The sequence below is a fragment of the Bacteroides sp. B1-V-101 genome, from assembly GCF_023656585.1.
In the GTDB taxonomy this organism is placed as follows: Bacteria; Bacteroidota; Bacteroidia; order Bacteroidales; family Bacteroidaceae; genus Bacteroides; species Bacteroides thetaiotaomicron.
This window is the reverse complement of sequence record NZ_JAMOKH010000059.1, coordinates 1-19,804: the sequence shown is the minus strand read 5'-3', so window position 1 is coordinate 19,804 and position 19,804 is coordinate 1. Positions and strand designations below refer to the sequence as shown.

At 47.5% G+C, this 19,804-nt stretch carries 20 protein-coding genes; 1 reads left to right on the top strand and 19 read right to left on the bottom strand.

The window, feature by feature from the left end; translation table 11 throughout:
• Positions 1-167: 167 nt before the first annotated feature.
• From NBH01_RS25210 to NBH01_RS25200, 3 genes are all read right to left on the bottom strand, one after another.
• A complete protein-coding gene (locus NBH01_RS25210; protein ID WP_250700351.1) occupies positions 168-1,286 on the bottom strand; it encodes a fimbrillin family protein in 1,119 nt (372 codons plus the stop codon).
• 108 nt (positions 1,287-1,394) lie between these two features.
• The gene (locus tag NBH01_RS25205) at positions 1,395-2,315 is read right to left on the bottom strand and encodes a DUF5119 domain-containing protein (protein ID WP_009276884.1); all 921 of its coding nucleotides are present in this window, start codon (positions 2,313-2,315) and stop codon (positions 1,395-1,397) included.
• Positions 2,312-3,532 carry a DUF3575 domain-containing protein gene (locus NBH01_RS25200; protein ID WP_118104832.1) on the bottom strand — a complete coding sequence of 407 codons (1,221 nt, stop codon included), beginning with the start codon at positions 3,530-3,532 and terminating at the stop codon, positions 2,312-2,314. The genes NBH01_RS25205 and NBH01_RS25200 overlap by 4 nt, the downstream gene beginning before the upstream one ends.
• A 302-nt stretch (positions 3,533-3,834) precedes the next feature.
• Here NBH01_RS25200 and NBH01_RS25195 point away from each other — a divergent pair, with 302 nt between their 5' ends.
• A complete protein-coding gene (locus NBH01_RS25195; protein WP_015545978.1) occupies positions 3,835-4,896 on the top strand; it encodes a helix-turn-helix domain-containing protein in 1,062 nt (353 codons plus the stop codon).
• Positions 4,897-5,024: 128 nt separating this feature from the next.
• On the opposite strand, the gene NBH01_RS25190 is transcribed toward NBH01_RS25195, so the two are convergent.
• The 16 genes from NBH01_RS25190 to NBH01_RS25115 all read right to left on the bottom strand — a co-directional run bounded on the left by NBH01_RS25190 (position 5,025) and on the right by NBH01_RS25115 (position 19,026).
• Positions 5,025-5,480 (bottom strand): DUF4425 family protein, encoded by a 456-nt coding sequence (locus tag NBH01_RS25190; RefSeq protein ID WP_007659490.1) that lies wholly within the window; start codon positions 5,478-5,480, stop codon positions 5,025-5,027.
• An 18-nt stretch (positions 5,481-5,498) separates the two neighbouring features.
• The gene (locus NBH01_RS25185; RefSeq protein ID WP_005842170.1) at positions 5,499-6,005 is read right to left on the bottom strand and encodes a conjugal transfer protein TraO; all 507 of its coding nucleotides are present in this window, start codon (positions 6,003-6,005) and stop codon (positions 5,499-5,501) included.
• Between the two features lie 4 nt (positions 6,006-6,009).
• Positions 6,010-6,717 (bottom strand): hypothetical protein, encoded by a 708-nt coding sequence (locus NBH01_RS25180; protein WP_250700350.1) that lies wholly within the window; start codon positions 6,715-6,717, stop codon positions 6,010-6,012.
• A 10-nt stretch (positions 6,718-6,727) separates the two neighbouring features.
• Positions 6,728-6,937, bottom strand: a complete 210-nt coding sequence (locus NBH01_RS25175) for a helix-turn-helix transcriptional regulator (RefSeq protein ID WP_005842174.1) — start codon at positions 6,935-6,937, stop codon at positions 6,728-6,730.
• A complete protein-coding gene (locus NBH01_RS25170) occupies positions 6,924-7,490 on the bottom strand; it encodes a M23 family metallopeptidase (RefSeq protein ID WP_007659497.1) in 567 nt (188 codons plus the stop codon). Before NBH01_RS25170 ends, NBH01_RS25175 begins: the two co-directional genes overlap by 14 nt.
• Positions 7,474-8,571 carry a conjugative transposon protein TraN gene (gene traN / locus NBH01_RS25165; protein ID WP_005842179.1) on the bottom strand — a complete coding sequence of 366 codons (1,098 nt, stop codon included), beginning with the start codon at positions 8,569-8,571 and terminating at the stop codon, positions 7,474-7,476. The genes NBH01_RS25170 and traN overlap by 17 nt, the downstream gene beginning before the upstream one ends.
• Positions 8,568-9,434 carry a conjugative transposon protein TraM gene (gene traM, locus NBH01_RS25160; protein WP_250700349.1) on the bottom strand — a complete coding sequence of 289 codons (867 nt, stop codon included), beginning with the start codon at positions 9,432-9,434 and terminating at the stop codon, positions 8,568-8,570. The genes traN and traM overlap by 4 nt, the downstream gene beginning before the upstream one ends.
• 4 nt (positions 9,435-9,438) lie before the next feature.
• Positions 9,439-10,083: a hypothetical protein gene (locus tag NBH01_RS25155; protein ID WP_005842183.1), complete on the bottom strand. Its 645-nt coding sequence runs from the start codon at positions 10,081-10,083 to the stop codon at positions 9,439-9,441.
• 11 nt (positions 10,084-10,094) lie between these two features.
• A complete protein-coding gene (locus NBH01_RS25150; RefSeq protein WP_005842185.1) occupies positions 10,095-10,868 on the bottom strand; it encodes a hypothetical protein in 774 nt (257 codons plus the stop codon).
• Positions 10,869-10,872: 4 nt separating this feature from the next.
• Positions 10,873-11,355, bottom strand: a complete 483-nt coding sequence (locus tag NBH01_RS25145) for a conjugal transfer protein TraI (protein ID WP_225011981.1) — start codon at positions 11,353-11,355, stop codon at positions 10,873-10,875.
• A 64-nt stretch (positions 11,356-11,419) separates the two neighbouring features.
• Entirely contained in the window at positions 11,420-13,864 is a 2,445-nt protein-coding gene (locus NBH01_RS25140; RefSeq protein WP_005842190.1) for a VirB4 family type IV secretion system protein, read from the bottom strand.
• Between the two features lie 11 nt (positions 13,865-13,875).
• Entirely contained in the window at positions 13,876-14,178 is a 303-nt protein-coding gene (locus tag NBH01_RS25135) for a hypothetical protein (RefSeq protein ID WP_005842192.1), read from the bottom strand.
• A complete protein-coding gene (locus tag NBH01_RS25130) occupies positions 14,178-14,465 on the bottom strand; it encodes a hypothetical protein (RefSeq protein ID WP_005842194.1) in 288 nt (95 codons plus the stop codon). Before NBH01_RS25130 ends, NBH01_RS25135 begins: the two co-directional genes overlap by 1 nt.
• Positions 14,466-14,728: 263 nt before the next feature.
• Positions 14,729-16,168, bottom strand: a complete 1,440-nt coding sequence (locus NBH01_RS25125) for a type IV secretory system conjugative DNA transfer family protein (protein ID WP_005842196.1) — start codon at positions 16,166-16,168, stop codon at positions 14,729-14,731.
• A gap of 1 nt (position 16,169) precedes the next feature.
• Complete coding sequence (locus NBH01_RS25120; RefSeq protein ID WP_005842198.1) at positions 16,170-18,425, bottom strand: DUF5712 family protein; 2,256 nt, start codon at positions 18,423-18,425, stop codon at positions 16,170-16,172.
• 4 nt (positions 18,426-18,429) lie between these two features.
• Positions 18,430-19,026, bottom strand: coding sequence for a BfmA/BtgA family mobilization protein (locus tag NBH01_RS25115; protein ID WP_224205130.1), 597 nt, complete (start codon positions 19,024-19,026; stop codon positions 18,430-18,432).
• Between the last annotated feature and the right edge of the window lie 778 nt (positions 19,027-19,804).

The window sequence follows — 19,804 nt, the reverse complement described above, 5'->3', positions numbered from 1 at the left end:
ATATACAGGGCAAACACTCCACAAAAGAAATTCTCCAGGAAAAAGGTACGCAAAAAGCAACCCTACACATAAATTACAGATGATAAAAGCAATAAAAAACCCGTTGGCAGGGTTAATCTTGCGTATGTTTAACCTGCCAACGGGTACGATATTAATAAACGTTTGGATTAAGGTTTGACGTTTACGTCTTTATTATCTGCATCAACCCAGCCTGTTGTCTCTGCATCAAACTGGATCGGATTCAACACAGCCTTTCCCTGATCAGTATAACCACCACCGAAAATCAACGTGTAGATATGACGCTTGCCCGGTTTCCATATAACTCCGAACGGAACATAAATTATTTTGTATTCACTTGCTGAACCCAACAGATAAACTCCGGACTGCTGGATTTTGCAGGAGATCTCCAGATAACATTGCTTCGCATCGTCGGCACCCTTCTTGGTTTTGCTGGCTCCGGAAACAGTCCAAGCAGTCAGCTCCTGTGGTATATTCAGCATAGGAGAACTTGTGGAAATATCGGTAGCTGTGGTATTACCTTCGACCGTGATGGATTTGTCTTTCACTACGGTAAATGCGTGTGGAAATGTTAAATCAGGCGAACTCCAACTTCCCGTTCCATCGGCTGCCGCAGGCAATGTGAAGACGCCGGAAAATCTGATATTATGAATCTTGATGTCACGGATGTCCACCCGCATGTTAGCGTATTGGGTCTTTGCTTTGAATACGACCTGAGACAGAATATGTTTGAATTTAAATTTCACTTTTCCGTTGTTTGAGTCTTTTGTCTGGTCTTTGGCTATGGCATACATCACGTCGTAGTTTGCATGAGTACCGGCTCCATACTCATCGATGCAGGTATAACTTATCTTTTGAGAAGTCCCGGAGGCTTCCCACCTATAAAACGCCAACATGTCTTCACTAACCGTTCCGGGATTGAACGCGTAAAAGTCCAAAGCCTCGGAAGGCCAATAACGAAGGTCGTTCGCATTTTTATAATCCCACTTATTATCTTTGTACACGATATTCACTCCGTCATGTCCATATTCCGTGTCGACCTTTCCCATGAAGGCAGTACCATCCGCCGTAAAAGCGAACACGTCGAAATCGGTGCTCGTCAAGTTGGAGGGGGTAGTAGGGGTAGCCCTCGTTTCCGCCGCATTACTTAACACGTTAAAACCAATCGCATTCCGCGAGGAGGTTTCCACATTCGCAATCTCCTCGTCTGAGCAACCCATGAGTAGCGCTCCAAAGATTGCCCAAAGCATTACTGTACTTTTTTTCATAAATAAAAACAAATCAAATTGATACATATAATTAATAAACTCGATTACTTAATAGTTGACATAGCGTTTACCCGGCATCCAATCCGCACTGAAAACTCAAATATCCGTTTACAACACTATATCCACATTCACATCATCCCAATCATCAACGTCCACATCAAATCCCGGACCGCCATTTCCCGGCTCGGATGGTACCTCATAATCAAAATTCAACACCAGATGCACATCACCGATATGCCCCGCTACCGGGACATCATGCACTTGGTCGCTCACGTCCTGTTCCAATACAGACATGCTGCCGGAACGGTTCTTGAGATACAGCCGGAAAACATTGGGCTCTCCTTCAAGTGCGGAATGTCCAAACGTATAGAATCCGCCTATAATCTGATTCCGTGAAACCATTCCATCAAAGAGCAGGCTCTCCGAAAGACCGGCGGGCAAACTGTCGCCGGACATGTTAAGCGAGCCGGACATGCCGGAAAGAGCGGCCCGCAAATCCGCCACCCTATCCAGTCCCCGAAGACCGTTCACCTCATACGTGTAGTGACATACCATGTTTACGGGAGTTAGCCGTACTATCTCCGCGCTTCCTCCCGGAATGTCCTTGAGGATAACTCTGTCTATATGGTCGCCACACAGCCAGGGTGGGGTGACGGCCATTGTCCGGTTATCCGGCGACCGAACATCACGCGTATCGGCAGTAAAAAGCGTGTAACTGCCGTTTTCTTTCCAAACCATCCCGTCGGTATCGTAGTTGAAGCAAATTACCCGGTAATCATTCTCGGGGAGCTCCACTTCCCCATCCTCTCCTCCGGGGAAATCAAATATCCACGTGTTGCTTTCATCATCGGTCGGATAAAATACGACCCTCATGCCTTCAGGCTTGTCATGATTGGAAATCTTGGTCCAGTCGAATATTACCCGCACCGTGGCAAAGTGCGGATGATCGTAACATAAATCCTTATGCTCACAAGCCGTCAGTCCTATCCATAAAAATATGAACACCAGACTAAAGCGTATCCGTATCACTGCCTGCCTCCTTTCTTCCGGCTATAATTCCCCCGCCCGATCAACCACACCAAAGAGATACCCGCCTTGGTCGGGCCGAACCAGCGGCGGTTTTTAGTGGTCTGCCATACATAGTGACCGTCCAAAGGGATGTACTCCTTGTACGATCCTCCAAGGTAGCCGATTCCCAACGTGAAATCCACATTGAACCGATGTCCCACAGGTAACGAGTAGCCGTAAGCCACGCCTCCCCCGTAACTCCATTTATCCCCCAAGTAACCTTTCCCACCCAATTCGAAATCATAGGTGACGATCTGCCCGTACAATCCGACATGATGCCCGGAAAACGGTTTTTCCACCGCTCTCCGACCGAACCAGCGGCGCAACTCCACATCTCCCCCATAGATACGCCAATAATTATGCTTCCGATCACTTTTCCACCAGGCATACATCCAATTCCCGGCCACAGACCAGTTCTTCCCCAAACAGAACTCAACCCCGATGTCAGGTATCAAAACAGCGTCATAAAGCAAGTTTGTTTTCACCGCCATGCAAAACGGCCGTTTCTTTACCGGAGCTATGACGGTAACGGTATCACGGATGCACAACGTATCACGTGTATGTATATATACCGTATCTCTGACGGGATTTATCGGATCACTATCATAGCATATTTTCACCATCGACGAACGAAGTTTCGGAAAATGGAATTTATACAAATATGAGTATGGCCTCCCCCCTTTCAGTCTTTTCAGTTCTCCCCCCCAATAAGGGCTGTCCTGGTTTTCCAAACGGACGATCTTCTCCAACAAACGAAGGACATCCTCCCTCTCCGGAACATTCACATCCGCTCTCACCATCGTTATAAGTCCGTTCCAGTCGCTTCCCGAAAAATGAAAATCCTTCTCCAATACCGGAATCTTTATATAAGGTGATATATACCGCCACAAAACCTCTGCTCGTTTTTCAGACAGCCTTCCATTCAACAGCCCCCCTCCTTCCGGGGAAGCTCCTCCTATTATTTGAATTTTCCTGATAAGACGGACGGAGTCGTTCAATGCGGAACAGATTTTAGCAAACCGCTCCATCTCGTTCCCATTGTCAAGTAAACATGTATCTATATTTACCTTTCCTTGATGAAAATAGATCCTTACCGAATCACGCTTCTCCTGAGCGGATATTTCTCCGCTTATACTCAACACGAGCACGAACAATACACATTTAATATAAAAAAACATCTTTTCGTCATTTAATCATTTGTTAATATGACAATCCAAACCCAGGCTTTTACACCCCTTGAATTTCGACCGCAAAATACACATCTATAAACCAACCTCCAAAGCAAAAAACAAGTATTTTAAACTTATAAATACTTAAAAAGACAACCACACAACAGCTACAACACTTACCACAGCAGCCAATCACGCTTACACAACAACTAAAAATACTTAACATCATAAAGAAAAGTACTTAAACATACAAAAAACAGTTATCTTTGCAAGAAACATCATACTTAATAGCACTTAAAACAATAAAATACATGATATTCAGCACAAAAGCCGCCTCTTTTCTAAGTTCAATAAAAACTCAAACTTACGACAAAAAAGAAAGAGAAATGATAATAACGTATCAACAAAAACGAGTCTTTCATCTATCCCTGCTCATGCTGGTCTTATGCGCACCCATATACATATATTCAGTTCCATTTCCCAATGAACAGTTTTATTATATTAACAGCGTATTATTCCTGTTTATCATTATGTGCACTCTCGCTTATTTTAAAAAGAGAGTAAATCTGACCACGACCTTTTCCATTATACTGATAGCCATACATATCGAGATTTTTATCGAAATAATTTATTGCTCAATATGTAGCGGATATGAATATAGTTATCAAAGAGCATTGATAATGAGTAACATTACTATCTCTCTCTTATTTACCATGCTTTCCATCTGTGCCTATATGAGTAATATCTCCATCCTATTGTCCTCCCTTACCATAGCTTCCTATACAATCTGCACACTTATCACCGACGAACCGTTCCTATACAGTTATCTGCCTTTGATCATCATCATATACACCATGATCCCCTTATTAGGAAGATCCTTACACAGTAATATCAGCAGCTTGCTAAAAAGTAGCAACTTGCTAAAAGAGGAAGAGGAAATGCTTTTGAAACGTCTCCAAATGAAAAAGGAAGAACTATTCGCGTTCGCCGAGTTGTTAAGCGAGAATAACCCGGAAGAAAAGACAAGCTCCCTGTTAAACATAATAGGGGAACAATCCAAAGAAAATCTTTTTACAGCCCTTGCCGCATACCAGAAAAAGGAAAAAAGTAAACTTGATACAATCAGGAGAATATATCCCAATTTATCCCCGTCCGAATTAAACATCTGCCGTTTAATACTGCAAGACAAGACCGTCAGCCAAATATGCGAATTATTACATCGGAGTAGCGGAAACATAACCAGCCAACGAGCGAACATACGTGCCAAACTCGGACTGAAAAAAAGCGACAATTTAAAAGAAGCATTACAAGAACGCATGAGGCTGTATGAAGAAGAACACCACCGGCAAGAGGAGTTTTCAGCCATGCGTTAGGGATTGCAGAGTAAAGCCCACAGCCTTTAGGCGAGGACTTGAAACGTAAAGCCCGACCGTCCCACGGGAACGCCCAAAAGAAAAAGAATCCCCCGAACATTCATCCGGGGGACATTCAGGCCGTCACGTCAATTATAATACAGATTAAGATCATCCGTACTTATCTCCTTCCCGTCCCGGAAAACAAGGCTCTTTTTCTCGATCTCCTTTCCGTTTTTGTAAACGGTCACTACCCACTGCATCGGCTCGTTCACAACGCCGTCCTCTCCGTCCACGACACCACCGGAAACGGCAAACTCGATCGCCTTTCCCGTCGTGCTTAACGTCACCTTTTCGACGGCCAGTTCTTCATCGCTTAGAATCACCGGGCTTGCGAGGCTTTCCCCCGTCGCCCCGTCTTTCAACTGCGTACCGTTGGCGACTACCACGACCGACTTAATGAAGCTGCGGAAATCTCCCGACTGCTCGATCGTTACCTCATACATCGCCCCTTTTCCTCCCGGTTCGTCGTCGTCCTTGCTGCAACCGACGAAACACAATGCCATGCACACGCATACGGCTGACAAATACAAATACTTTCTCATACCTTCAATTATTTAAGTTTATAAATAGATCACGCACCCCAGGCCGACATGGTTGTTATTCCGGAGAATGGAGTTAAACAACATTTCAAACCTGTATTCGGCAAAAAGAGCCACTTTCGGGCTTAGCAACATTTCCGGCCTTATCCCGACCTCGTACCCATACACGAAAGCCTTGCTTTTCTCCAGGTACACAAGATCGCTTTTCGCCTTGGCTTTCTGGTAGCCGATCGTCCCGGCTGCGATCCCCAGGAGCGAGAATTTCCGTCCTTTCAGGGCGTAATAGGCCAGCTCCGGGCCGACCGTCACGGTGTTTGCCTTTACCAGATCCCGGTTTAGATTCCGGTAATTAAGGTTTGCCCCCACCTTGAAAGCCTTGTACACCTTTCCAAAACCGAACGTCCCCTGCACCTGACTTTCATCCACGATATAGCCCAGCTTCACGTTCATATACTGGCTTCCGATATATTGTGCCCTGCACACGGCCACCAGGCACAAAAAGAGCGATAATACGGCAATTTTTCTCATAACCTCATTGATTTACTTGTATCGTTACATTCTCTTTCACTGGCAGACCGTAACGGCTTGAAACGGTAAACTCGATCACCGCCTGCCCGGTCGCATCCGGCCGGAACGTCACCAGGTTGTTTTTTTCCAGTGCCACGCCCTCGCCCCTTGTCGCATCATACCCGGAAATATACACCCGGCCGCTTCCCTTTACGAACCTGGCCGACGCTTTCACCCCGTAAAGTTCCGTATCAAGCTGCAAATAAAATTCCGCTTCCTCCGATACCAGCATAAGATCCGGCACGTTCTGGAAACGTATGTTTATCTCCGGGCTGGAAACTTTCAGTTTGATGCTGTCGGATCGTGTCACCAGTTCGCTGGCTACCCCCATGACGATATACGCCTCTCCCTCGGTTGCCGGGATAAAATCGAAATCCAGCCGATTGTTTGCCTTGAAATCATATTCAAACGTTTCTCCGGGGCTGTATTCGTTGTTATCCACCAGGATAACGCCGTCCCCGTCCCTGACCTCAAAGCGTGTCAATATCTGATCCCCGTTGTCCGGATCGAGATCCGAGATCGTAAGGGTGCAATTAATGGGCTTCCCCACTACGGCCGTACCCACGTCTATACTTTTCAGCGTCACGGAAAAATCCCGGCTGACAAGTTTCAGTTCGTCGTCGCAAGACGACAAAAAGACCAAAGCGCACAAGGCGGTAACTAATTTTCTCATACGATTTATTTTATTTGTTCACGATAATACGGTCAAACAGAGCGTTCAGATCCACCCCTTTGCTCCTTAGAAAAGCGATGTATTTCACCACCACGGGGGCGGTTTCCGACTGCTCGATGTTGCAAAGCTGCTGGCGGCTGATCCCCATTTCCTCGGCAACGCTTTTCGCCGTCAGGCTTAGCCTGATCCTTTCTACTTTCAATTCATTACTTAGTTCCATAAATGAAATTTAAAGGGTTTATTCTCTTTTGGTTTTTTATCACCTCATAATGCAAATGATTCCCGGTACTTATCCCGGTGCTTCCCACGAACCCGATCACGTCCCCCTTTTCCACCTTCGCACCTTTCCGGGTGTAAATGAGTGTCAGATGTGCGTATCTGGTCTGAAATCCGAAACGGTGCGTAACGACTACCGTTTTCCCATATCCGGGCGTTTCACCTGCGAACGTCACCGTCCCACTGGCTGCGGCGTGTACGGTAGCCGCATACACCGCCGCCATATCCAGGCCTGCGTGAAACTGCCTTTCACCGCTTATCGGATGCGTCCGGTAGCCGTAACGGTCGGAGATCCGGTATTTCTCTTTCAGGGGTGCGACAGAGGGGACGAAACGGTAAATATCCCCGTCCTTTTGGACGATCCCCCACACCGGGGCGATGTCCCCGTAATCCCCTGCGGTCTGCAACACCTCCACGATCAGCGAACGTTTGTCCTGCGCCCCCACCCGGCCGACAGGGATCAGCGCAAGGATCGCAAGGCTAAATATCCTCCACATTCACGATGTCGCTGTTCTCCAGGTCAAAAAGAACGTGACGGCCTCCGTTCTTCTCGTTGATCTCGATACGGAAAACTTTCTCGTCCGGAATGGTGAACTTATCGAAAGCGATCACGTATTTCATCCGGCCGTTCCCCTCTATCCTGGGCGAATAATTCTCCGAGAACAAAGCCTGCTGATCCACTTCCTGGGATGCGGTCAGCTTGGCCGTTTTCTTGTCGATGATGTAATACCGGATATAATCTATATCATAAGGCAGTTTGCTTTTGTTCTCGATCTCAAAGGTAAACAGGAGCAAGTTATCATATATATGCAGGTTGTTCACGGAGAAAACGATCTTGTTGCGAACGATCCCCTTGTTGAATATCCCCCTTTTTGCGTTATATACCCGGCTCATGACCTGATCCCTTTCCCCGGCCGGGATAATGTTGTCGGTCAGGATCACGTTCGCCTTTTTCTCCGGCCGTTTCTCCCCTATCTCATAGACGAACGCCTCCGGCTGCTGCCGATAATCCACGTTGAACGTGTAGAACTTCCCCCCTTCGGTCGCCAGCGACACGTTTGTCTGCCTGGGAAATTCCTCCACCTTTCCCGTGGCTGCGATCATTCGCACGATATTCTCGGTATTCTCGGCCTTGCTTACCTGTATGCAGGTATCGCCGTAATCTATATAAATCACCTTTTCCGGTGCGATCAGGTGCGTTTGCGACACCTCATTCAGATAGATAGTGTCCGGCCGTATGCTCGACATATCGGGCAGGAAATAGTTCGTATGCTCCAGGCTGTCGGCATAGGTCACGTTAAACGAATAGAAAAAACCTCCCTCGGTCGCCACGCTGACGGTCGTCTGCTTGCTGAAACTTTTCCGGTTGGCCTTTATGCGCAAGATATTAGGCACGCTCTCCGGGTTATCGACGGCCACGAAGTCCGTAACGGCCTGGTTATACTTCACGGCCGAGGGGAATACAAGATGTATCGTCTTGGAATAATTCACTGCGATAGGCAGGCTTTCCACCGGGCGGATCTGCGCCCCGGCCGAGGAAACGGCCAACGCCAGGATAAAAGAACAAATAGCTTTCATTTCAGATATAGTTTATAGTTCGACTTCACGGTGACAACGACCTGGTTGTTCTTCTTCCGGAACACGCTCTTTGCCGCATTGCTCACCGCATTAACCCCCGTACTTAGAACGTCCGTCCCGTAAGAGGTAACGTTCATATCGCTAACCACCTCGTCGGCCGCCTCCTTTGTCGCTTCCGCCTTGATGTTCAAGGGCACATATATACCGGGCAGTCCGTCCCTGTCGTACACGGTCTTTTGCATCTCATAGATGCTGTTCCCGATCCGGACGGATTCAACCGTTATATTGATCCTGTCCTGTGCGAGCTTCACCACCCCGAAAACGGCCGTCCCCTTGTTAATCACCATGCCGCCGGGCAGTTGCATTTCTTGGAGCGTGACAAGTTTTATCACGCTCCCGTTCGTGATCTTCTGATCGCCCGACACAATGGCCTCTATCGTGTTTCCCTTGTTCTCCGGTTCTTCCCCCGAAAAGAAACGTCCTACTGTCCTTTCAGGCTCTTCCTTCTTCGGCGTTTCCTTTTTCGGCCGGGCTTTCGCCGTTCTCCGTTTCATGGCTGCGGCCGCTTTCAGACTGTCGGCTCTCTGGTTCTGCCTTAACTGTTCCTGCAAGGCTATCACTTCCGGATCTTCCCGGTACACTTCATCGGTAAAATTCTCGTACTCCGGCCGTCCGTCCGTATTCATCATATCGTCCAGGGTAAAATCGCTTTGCTGCTGTGCCCTAAGCGAAGTGTTCACGCTCCCGTCCTCTTCCCGGTTGTCCCCTTTCCCGGTCAGTGCCAGCGTAACGGCCAGCACCACCAGCACGAAGATCCCCAGGGATGCGAACAGGATTATTTTTGTTTTCGTGGCCTTATCCATAGTGTTACTTTTTTTCAGGTTCTTGTTCTATCCGGACAATCTGCTGTATAAACTGGTTAAAGAAAAATCCCGTCACGTTCTCCGGAAATTGCGGCGTGGTTCTCACGATCTCCCCTTTCGTCCTGATAAGAAACCTTAGCTTCTGCCCCGAAACGCCGTAAATCGTCAGGGTGGAAGTGAAAGCCACCTTGTACGGCTCATTGTCCCCGGCGATCGTCTGGATGCTGTCTATCTCGCATTTATAGACCGCCCCGTTCTGCACCGCATCAAAATAGGCCTTATCATTATAATACTTTGAGAACACGGCATTCAGATCGTTCTTATTGACATAAAAAGCGGCGTGCGCCTGATTTTTTTTCAGGTTCAGGCGATCGAAGCTGTTAGCGTACCCGGTCGCCTCGGCGCACGTCTTTTTCACCAGGGCAAGAAACAGAGCCTCGCTATCCTCGGCGTGCGTTTTCAGGTACTCGCCGGATCGCTCTACCACGACCACCTTATCCAGTGCCGTAAAATTCACCACCAGTCCCCAGGCCAGCACCAGGACAACCACCACCAGGGCAAAGCCCAGGCACAATTTTAAGTTTACCGCTCCTTTGCGCTTGGCCTCGGCCAGTGTATCAAAATCTTTCAGTATATCGTCTTTATTCATAAGATCAGGATTTAAAACAGTTCACGACAAAATTTCACGCTTTTGGCAAACAGGAAAAGTTTGAACACGAAAGCGAAAAGAAGTCCCAGCATGGTATATTTGTTCTGTCCGCACATGTGCATGATATTCTCCGCAATGATAGACCCCAGGGCGTTGGCTATCAGGAACGCCGGGATCGTCATGTAACAGACAAACAGGTTTTTCAGGTATGCGTGCGTATAATGCCTCGTTTTCTCGTCCATGTAGAGTATTACGGCTATCGGCGTGACGATCTCCAGGAGTATAAGATACAGATACCGGGCTGACGCAAAGAAGAAAAATATATATTTCGTTGCGTACAGGAGTATCGTATAAGCCGCAATATTGAACGGCAGCATGATAACCTCCTGAATCTGCTGCCCTACCCAGTTATGCCGCCTTTGCACGTCCTCGATATAGTCCTTTGTAAAGGTTACGATCGCCTCGTCAATGCTTAGATCCACGTCCTCCTGATAATGGCTTATCAATTCGTTCTGAAGATTTCCAAGTGCCGTTTCCACGATCGTAAAGGCGAACGGTGCGACCATGATAATGGCGAACACATAAATATAGATATAGAACAGTTTGAAGAACTGTTTCATATCGACGGGCTTGTCCCCCTCGCTAAAGGCCTCTTTCCAGGCCGTCACGAACTTTTGTATCACGATGATAACGGCGATAAAGGAACAAAGGGCGATGATCCCCTGGCTGACGCCGTTCATCTTGACGGCCTCGTATGCGCTAATCACATTGTCGATCACTTCCATAGGCTCACTTCTTGGCTGTTGATTTCAGGGCTGCGATCCGTTTTATAGCGTCATTGACCGTATTAAACCTCGCTCTCTCGTCGAGCATCTTGTCCCGGTTCTCTTTCAGCTTGTTATCCAGATCCACGATAATTTTTATCCTCTCCCCGTCGGTCATGCTCACCGAGGGCGATATGATCGTCCGGATCAGGTCAAAGGAAAGCACGCTTTCCTCCATGATCTTGTTCAGCACGTTCGTATATTCCCCGTATGCCTCCTGTCCGGTAAACACGTCCGACCGGGTGCACTCTTTCGCCGCCAGTTCCAACATTTCCCCCTGCATGGAAAGCACCTGCAACACCATTTTAGAGTTTTTGATAACCCCGTTCACCTGCCGGTACAGATCCAGGCTCTTAGTCAGTATGTCCCTGGATTCCCCCAGCACTTGAAACTGTTCGTATGCCTGTTTAAGTTCTTTCGCCCAGGTTATCTGCGATAGCTGCGTCAAGGCCGGATCGGACACCACCCACTGGCCGAACGCCGTACAGTAAAAGCACATCATCACAAGCAAACTACATAGACATTTCCGTTTCATAACTTTTCTGTTTTAATTGTTTATACTTCTCTATGGCCGTTTCCATGCTTCCGGCCTCCTTGTAAATCTCCTGCAATTTGTTCCATTTCTCGCCGTCGGTCTGGAATGCAAGCAATTTTTCCGGTGAAAGCTCCAGGCGTACCACCGTTGCATAACTATCCATAAACCGGATGAATATCTCCGAATACGGCCGTACCCCTGAAAAGTCGTTACGGATCGACTTCATCAGGTTTACGTGGCTCCGGTTCTTGATATGGAACGCCTCTACCGTCTGGTCGTAAACGATCTCGTTGGCCGGAAGCACGTATAAGAGTTGCGTATTGGCGATAATGCCTTTCGTGTACTCGTTATCGGGAAGCTGCGCCAATGACTGGACGATCGTACCCACCGCCCCGTTTTCCTTGCGGAGTTTCTGGTAACAGAACGCCACCGTCGAATGTATGTCCGCACCTGAAAAGGTGTCCTTTATAGACTGGCTTTCTGCGTACTCGTCAAAGATCAGCATCCCCCTGACGGAACGATCCGAAAGGATCTTGTTCTCTATCGTATCGAAAAGGATTGTCATAATGACGGAAATCAGGAACGGATCTTTCTTTATCTTCGTCAGCTCAAAGACGATAAAATCCCGGTTCTGCATATCGTTCTCCAGTGGGGACGGCTTGCACACGTTCTCATAAAATCCCCCCGGCATAAATTCCGAACACACGTGCAGGAAGCTGTCTATATCGAAGTATTCCGGCAGGATATTCAAACGCTCATACAGTTTTTTCCCCTCTCTTTGGACGTACCTGTAAAAGTCCGGGAAACAATGGCCGTCGGGAATATCCTCGTAATAACGGCAAATGATCTTTGTCAGCGAAACAACTTGTTTCGTGTCCTCCATGATCGCCTTAGACCGCCAGAATTTAAGCACCAGGTTTACAAGCGTCTTTATCTTCTCGTTGTCCGGCTGCTTCCCGGCCGTATAGAACGGATTGATCCCCAACGGGCTGCTGCCGTCATAATCAATATGCAGCGACCTGTCCGGGTACAACTGCGAAAGCTGGTAAAAGCTCTTTCCGAACTCGACGACGATCTGTTTATAATTCTGCTCGATGTTCTGCTGGATGATGTTCAACGACGTAACCGACTTTCCCCCACCCGTCGATGCGACGATAATCATGTTACGTGCCGGAATGCGTTTCTTATCTGCGTCCCAAACGTCCTTTCGAATCGGTGTTTGATACAGCCGTTCGTTAAACAAGATCCCCTCCTTGTCGCTGCGGAACGTAGAGTAATTGATCCCCATGCAGAGCGACGAATGCAGATCCGAAAGAAACAGGTAGTCCGGATTCAGGTTGTTTTCCCGGCCGATGATCGAGCCTATAAAGATATTATAAAGCCCCTCGTAACTTGGAATGTAATATTTAAACCCGGCGTTCGTGAAAATCATTTTTACCTGTTCCGTCTGTCGGTTCAGGATCGTTTCGTCATCCTCCAACAGCAACACGTTCAGGTGCGTTTTGCAAAGCACGTTTTCCTCGTTGATGATCTCCTGCTCATACGAGGCCAGGCCGTCATAACGGCTTTTTATGGCCTTGTCAAACTCCCGGTAACGGCCGAACAGCTTCACCCTCTCGGCCAGTTCCTCCCGGTAGCTTCCCCCGGCGAATTTCCATATCTGGTTTACCACATGGGAACAGGGCACATGAACGCCGATCCTTTCCAGCATCGACATATAAAGCTGGCTGTTTGCCTCCTGCAAAGTGCTGTCCGTAACATATACTTTCATCCTGTCGGGCAGATACCTTTCATCACAAACGGCAAAGAATATCCCTTTCTTCTGCCCGATCCTTATCATATCGGAACACTGTATATCCCTTAGTCCCTCGTCGTCATGGAAACCGTTCACGTACCGGAAAAGGTGCTGTTTCACCTCGGCCACGTTCAACGGCCGGATCTGCGTGCCACGGATATTCCGGATAATGGAAACTGCACTCTCCACCGATTCCAGAAACTCGGCCAGCCTGTCCCGGTCTGCCTTCGCCAGTTTCTCGCTATACGCCAACGGGTTGGCCTGGTACGCTTTTTCAAGGCTTTGCAGTCCCGAAAGCGTAAAGGACAATATGCAGAAGTGATGCAGGTATTCCCGTCCGTCGAAATACTTCCTTTCGGCCGTCTGTATATAGCCCTCCCCCTCGATCACATATTCCGGCTTGAATTTCCTGCGTAAAAACACGTCCTGCTTATGTATAAACCCGGTTCGGACATACTGGAAAGCCCGGAATAACTCGTTATGCCTTTCCTCCAGATCCGAGCGATCCAGCGAATAGGCCTCCGGCAATTCCAACAGGTAGGAAACGGATATTTCGCCGGATTTGGTAAGTATGGAAGATCCTACCGTATCCAAGATACAGTACGCTTGCGCTGCCGATATTTTCATAAAAAGAGTGTTTACAGGCTGTTTAACAGATCCTTATTCGATATGACAAATACCTGTCTTTTGAACTTGCCGAACTTGCGCTGCATGGAAAGGTTGATAAAGACGATCCGCAAGACCACAGAGGCGAACGCCCCGGCCACCAGCGAAACGATAAAGGCCAAAAAAGATCCCTCCCCACTCATGGCACTTGTCAGGAAGCCCACGACAAAAAGAACAATCACAGCCAGGATAATACAATAGATGCAAAAAAACTTCGTTCTCATTCCATGCACTTTCAGGGGTGTTTCCAGCCCCTTTCTAACCTGGAAGTCCATTAGAGGGACATTTTAAGTTTGCTATTGATAAGTGCGATAACGGCTGCAATGATCGCAAGCCCGATGATGATGTAACCAACTACCCAGAGTAAGTTTACAATACCCTCTTTTCTTGTTCCCTGTCCGTCCCGGTCTATAATCTTATCATAATTCATCACCACACCGATCCCCACTCCCACGATCAGGAGCATGGCGATCACCGGAACGGCATAATCACTAAGGAATGTGTTTACTTCATTTCTGATACCTCCAGTAGCCTGGAGCAAGATAAACAAAGGCGTTTTCATAAGGAGTTTATTTTTAAGTATTTAAGTAAATAAATTCTTATCCGGCCAATCCAAAAACAACCTTTGCTATTGCACTGGAGTTTCAAACTGGAGTGTATTTATACAATTATATTGTACAAAATCCATTCCAATTTGACATAATACACTACTGTTTTAATAAATACACTAATTATCAAACTTTTATAATTTTACCCCTTTTTTATATTCCACAAAAAAGTGTGGAGTTGTCCCACACTTTGTAGAATGTCGCCACACTTCCCTTGTTATTCAATGCCTTGTATATCCCTTATGATCTGCTGGTAATTTTCCTCTATATCCGAGGCCAGTACGGGATGCACGATCGGAAGCGGATCTTCCTTGTCCTCGTACATTTCAAACCTCAAATGAAAGTTCCTCATGTTGGAATGTGCCGCACTCCCCACGAACTCGCCCGATTTCAGGCTGGTAAAGAAATTCGTATCGTATATTTCCTCTTTCTGCGTGGAAACTGTACGGCTGCGGTTCTCCCCTCCCCGGCTGCTTCCGGTGGTCTTTGAAACCCTCTGCCTCTCCTCTTTTCCAAAAACAAGCGGGTAGCTTTTCAAGGCCTCTATGTCCTTTGTCCGGCCAAAGAACTGGTTCCCGAAATTGGATTCTATCGAACTGCGGTCATATTTCCCGTATATCTTCTCGATCTTCGCCGCCGACTGCGTGAGGAAAACGAAACTGCAAAGGTATTCCCTTAGAACGGACGGCAGTTTCTCGAAATCGGCGATCCGGAACGTGGTCGCTTCATCCAGAAAGTAGAAGAACGGCACTTTGTTCGCCAGCGTGAAACGCCGGGACGAAATGGAAAGCATGAGCGATATAACCGGGGAAATCAGGTTTTCGATCTGATAGGCGTTCGATACGACAACCAATTTCGGACATTCCGGATCTATCAGGTTAAAGTCGAAATCATTTCCGGAAAGGACATAACACACCTTTTTTTCGTTGGCGAGCGTGCTTAGACTGTTGGTAAGGCTGCTTAGATAGCTGCTTTGCGTCTTGGGGCTGTCCTTTGCGTCCAGGAATGCCCCGGCCAGTACCCGGCTCTGGTGCTTGCCCTCCAGGAACGACGTTATCCGGACAGTTCCGGCCGAACAAATGAAATTAACGATATGGGGTATCGTGCAAAACTGCGGATAATCGTTATAAAACCGGATCGAAACGCCCCTTAATATCCCCAACGCCCCGTTAAACCACTCGTCCCGTTTGCCGTCCTTTCCCTGGTAGGCGGTCAGCATATCATCCATTAGCTGCAAGAACAAGGTTTCATTCTTCACCACGGAAGGACGTATCGGATTTGTCCGGTGCGTCCGTTCCATATCCGTGAAACTGATCTGGAAGCACCCATAAGGGTAATTATGTTTTTTTACCAGGTGTACGGCTGTCCTTGCCAGATCGAAATCCTTGTAATTATAGACAAATCCGGCAAACCCGGCCTGTATATACTGGCTTAACAAGGGCTTTCCTATGCTTTTGGTCTTTCCGGAGTTCGCCCCACCATAGACCAGGAAATTATCGAACGGATCGGCAAAGGTTATTTTCCTCCCTCCCCCGGCCGACAGTTCAAAACGGTATTTCTGTCCTTTTTGCTGCTGTTTCCCGGAATTTGGAAGCAACAGCACAACAACGATGATCCCCACCAGGCAGGCGATCCCTATAATAATATACATCATCATATCATAACTCTTTAAACGGGTTTAGAAAACTGCCGATCTGTTTTATCAGCATCATTTTTATATTAGCCGGGTTCTGTATAAGGCTGACGGCCTTTTTCACGTTGCCTACAAGCATCCTTTCCGTCCGGAAGCTATCCCCCAGGATCTCGTTTATCAGCTTTTGTTTGGCCTTACCACCGATAAACCCGACCGTCTTGTCTGCGCTTCGGTGCGTTCCCCTTTCCCTTTCCCGGCCTCCGGTATCTTTGGCGTACCCGGTAAAGGCAAGCAAATCCCGGCGTTCCATAAAGAAAGAACTTTCCCCCTTGATGTAGGTATAGTTTCCGGCCTCGTCCCTTTCGATCGTATATCCCCTCTCCCTCATGGCCTTGTTTATCTGCCTTACCGTCCGGTATTCGGGATTTGCCAGGCACTCCCTAAGATCCTCGTTCCTGACTGCGTACCCATGCTTGTATCGGTCTATCAGATTGATCTCATTCTCGTATGCGTATTTCCGGATCGCCGAAATCGGCACATAGGTTTTCGTTTCCCTATCAAACAGTACATCATAAGACACCTCTTTAAGCTCTTTCCTGTATTTCACCGGATCGGGTTCAGGCATGGGCGTTTCCGCTTCGTTTTCCGTTTCTTCCGGATGTGCCTCGCTCCCCGGCGTTTCCTGCTGTGGCTGCTGCGCTTCCTCCTTTGTTTCCGGCTTTCCGGTCACGCTTTTATCCTCTTCCGGCTCGATCGGCACTTTCTGGTATGTCAGGAAAGAAATATTCTTGGCTTCCAGGCCGTTTTCCCGGTAGGCCACGCCCTCCTGCTTGTACTTGTACAGGTTAAACCGTTCGATAATGCCCTCCATGTGGCGGCTCTCCAGTTTCGGATCGGCGAATTTTTTCAGATCCTTGTGCCGTATGCTCACCCGTTCACCCTCCCGTGAAAAGGAATGTACCCCTTTCCGTACCTTATGCGTGTAGCCTTGTTCTTTCATGGCTACGACAATCTGGTTAGCGGACGTAAAACGGTAGTTCTCCAACAGGTTTTTAAGCTCCGGGTTCTTGATCTTCTTCAAGACGGCTTCGGCCGTCGGTTCGCTTTTCACCAGGTTTATTTGATGCTCGTATGCGAACTGCCGGACGGTGGCGAACGATACCGTCGTATGGTTTTGTTCATCATAAACCACTTTATAAGCGACCTCTTTCAAGGCCTTTTCCCCCTTCTGTGCTTCATCTTTTACATATGTCGAGAAACTTATATCCTTTACCTGCAAACCGTTCTCCCTGTACCCGGCCGGGTTCGCCTCGTACTTTGTCAAGTCGAAACGTTCCGTTATGCTTTTTAGCTGCTCGTCAGACAGAGGTTGTTCGAACGCTTTCAAGAGCCTGTGTTCAACCTGGAACACTTCACCCTCCCGTGAAAAGGAATGCACCCCCTTCCTTACCTGGTGCGTGTAACCTTGTTCCCTCATGGCTGCGACGATCTGGTTTGCCGCCGTAAACTGCTCGTCCTGCAATATCCTTTTAAGCTCCGGGTTCGTGATCTTCCCGATCTCGGCCGATACCTGCGGACGTACATAAGTTTCCCCCTCTTTGGCCTGGTAATCGAATTTCCGGTTAAAACATTCCTGTACCCTGACTTTCCAGCCCTCATGTGAAAAACCCCGTTTCACCGTCCCCCTGCCCTCCAGTTCCCAGGTGTTCCCGGCCGATTTAGCCCCCGGAGAAAGTTTCACTTTCCCGTCCAGGCTCTTGCGTGAAACGATTACGTGAACGTGTAAGTTCAGACCGGGTTTAGGCTCTCCGATCCTGGCGATCCCCTGTTTCACCTCTTCATCTTCCGGATGATAGGATCGTTCCGTTTCCACACGTGCGTAATACATGAGATCCTGGCCTCCCCTAATATTGTCCCGTCCGAAGTTCAAGGCGTATTCATCCATAGCCGAACGGGTGAACGCCTCCAGCTTTTGGAAAACCTCTTTTTTCTCCTGTGGTGTAAGTTCCTTAAAATCGTCCACTTTCCGGCCGATAAGGTGCATTTGTTCCGACTGCGACGGATTGAGCGAAAGCATGAAGAATTTAGCGTCGTTAGCCCCTAACGCCTTTTTGTTCCCGTCTATATCCATAATTACCCGTTCGGGTGAAATATCCTGCTCCGTATGGGAGAAAAAACGCTGTCCCTCCCCCGTTTCCTTTTCCAGATAACGCACCAGGTCGTGACAGCTTCCCGTATTTCCGCTTTTCACGTCCTCGGCCGGGTGTACTTTGGCAAACATAGGCTTATCTCTTTAGTTCGTCCTTTAACCTTTTCACCCACATATCCAGCGTATTACGGTCTATCTCATAAACCGTATCGTTGAATGTCGGTATCTTCTTCACCTCGTCGATACGCTCCACGATCTCCAGGATCTTGTGCGTATTGCATCCGACGGCCGGAGTTCCTTTCTCCTGCCGGGCTATTTCGAGATCCGTTTGCAGTTTCCCGGCCTTCTCCCGGTTTTCCCTGGCTTCCTGTTCCAGTTGCTTGGAACGCTCCAAAAGTTCCTGTACCTGTGAGATGTGCATATATTCGTCCGGATTGTCCCCCGGCGTTTTCACTTCCCCGACAAGCGACAAAAGGAGTTGTTCGATGTTTTTCAGCCTTACGTTAGTGGATTTCTCAATGCCCCGGACAACTTCGATCACCCGGCTTGCCTGCTCTTTGGCCGCAATGTTCGGCGGCATTACATTCGACTGCGGGGTGATCCCCGTTGTTTCAAAATAGAGTAACATTTCGGCCACGAACGCATCGTGCGATTTGTTTCCTTTCAGCATATCAAGCCTAAACCTTGTACTCTCCTTTATACGGATAGACGTATCTTTACTTGTTGTTGCCATAATTTCACGTATAGGGGTTTGCATACATAAATATCGGCTACAATATACTATAATTCAATGAATTATCAAAATAATGTATGCAATATGTATGCAATTCGCATACATATAAACAAGTAAACAGTTATATATCAGTGATTTAGAAAATCAGCATTGGACTTAGTCCAATGACTGCTTGCTCACTTTGGTAAACCGTCGTTCTCTCTCTCCTTGCTTCGCTCGTCGCTCCTGGAACGCTCCGCACGGCTTCGCTCCAATACATCAGACACCCAGCCCCCAAAATGCACATTACAAATGTACACCGCCCCCCAAAAAAAGTGTACATTTGTAAAACGGCGGCAATCGTTCCGATCACCTTATATTTTACAACACAAAAACAAAATTTTACACATTTTAACGCGCGGAAAAATCGCACTAAAGAAACGCTTCGCTCATTTTTTCTCCGTTTCTCATTTTCCGTTTTCAAAATGCACATTTTCCAGCCGTTTTTGAAGCCTGTGATTCCCTAAGATTTTCCTTCTTTGTGAGAATAGTCTTTGTAGAGGTTCTTTGTAAGAAAGCGTTTTTTCATTTATAATTAACTGAAATACAAATCGTTATAAGTGAAAAGACACAACCTAAAATACTCATTTTACTAAAATCCGAAGGGGGAAAATACTTATTTTACTAAAATTACCCCCTCCAATAAATACCCATTTTACTAAAGGTTACAACAAAAAATACTTGGTATTTTTTGGCGGTATCTTTCATTTCTTTAACTTTGTCCCGAACTCAAAAAAAA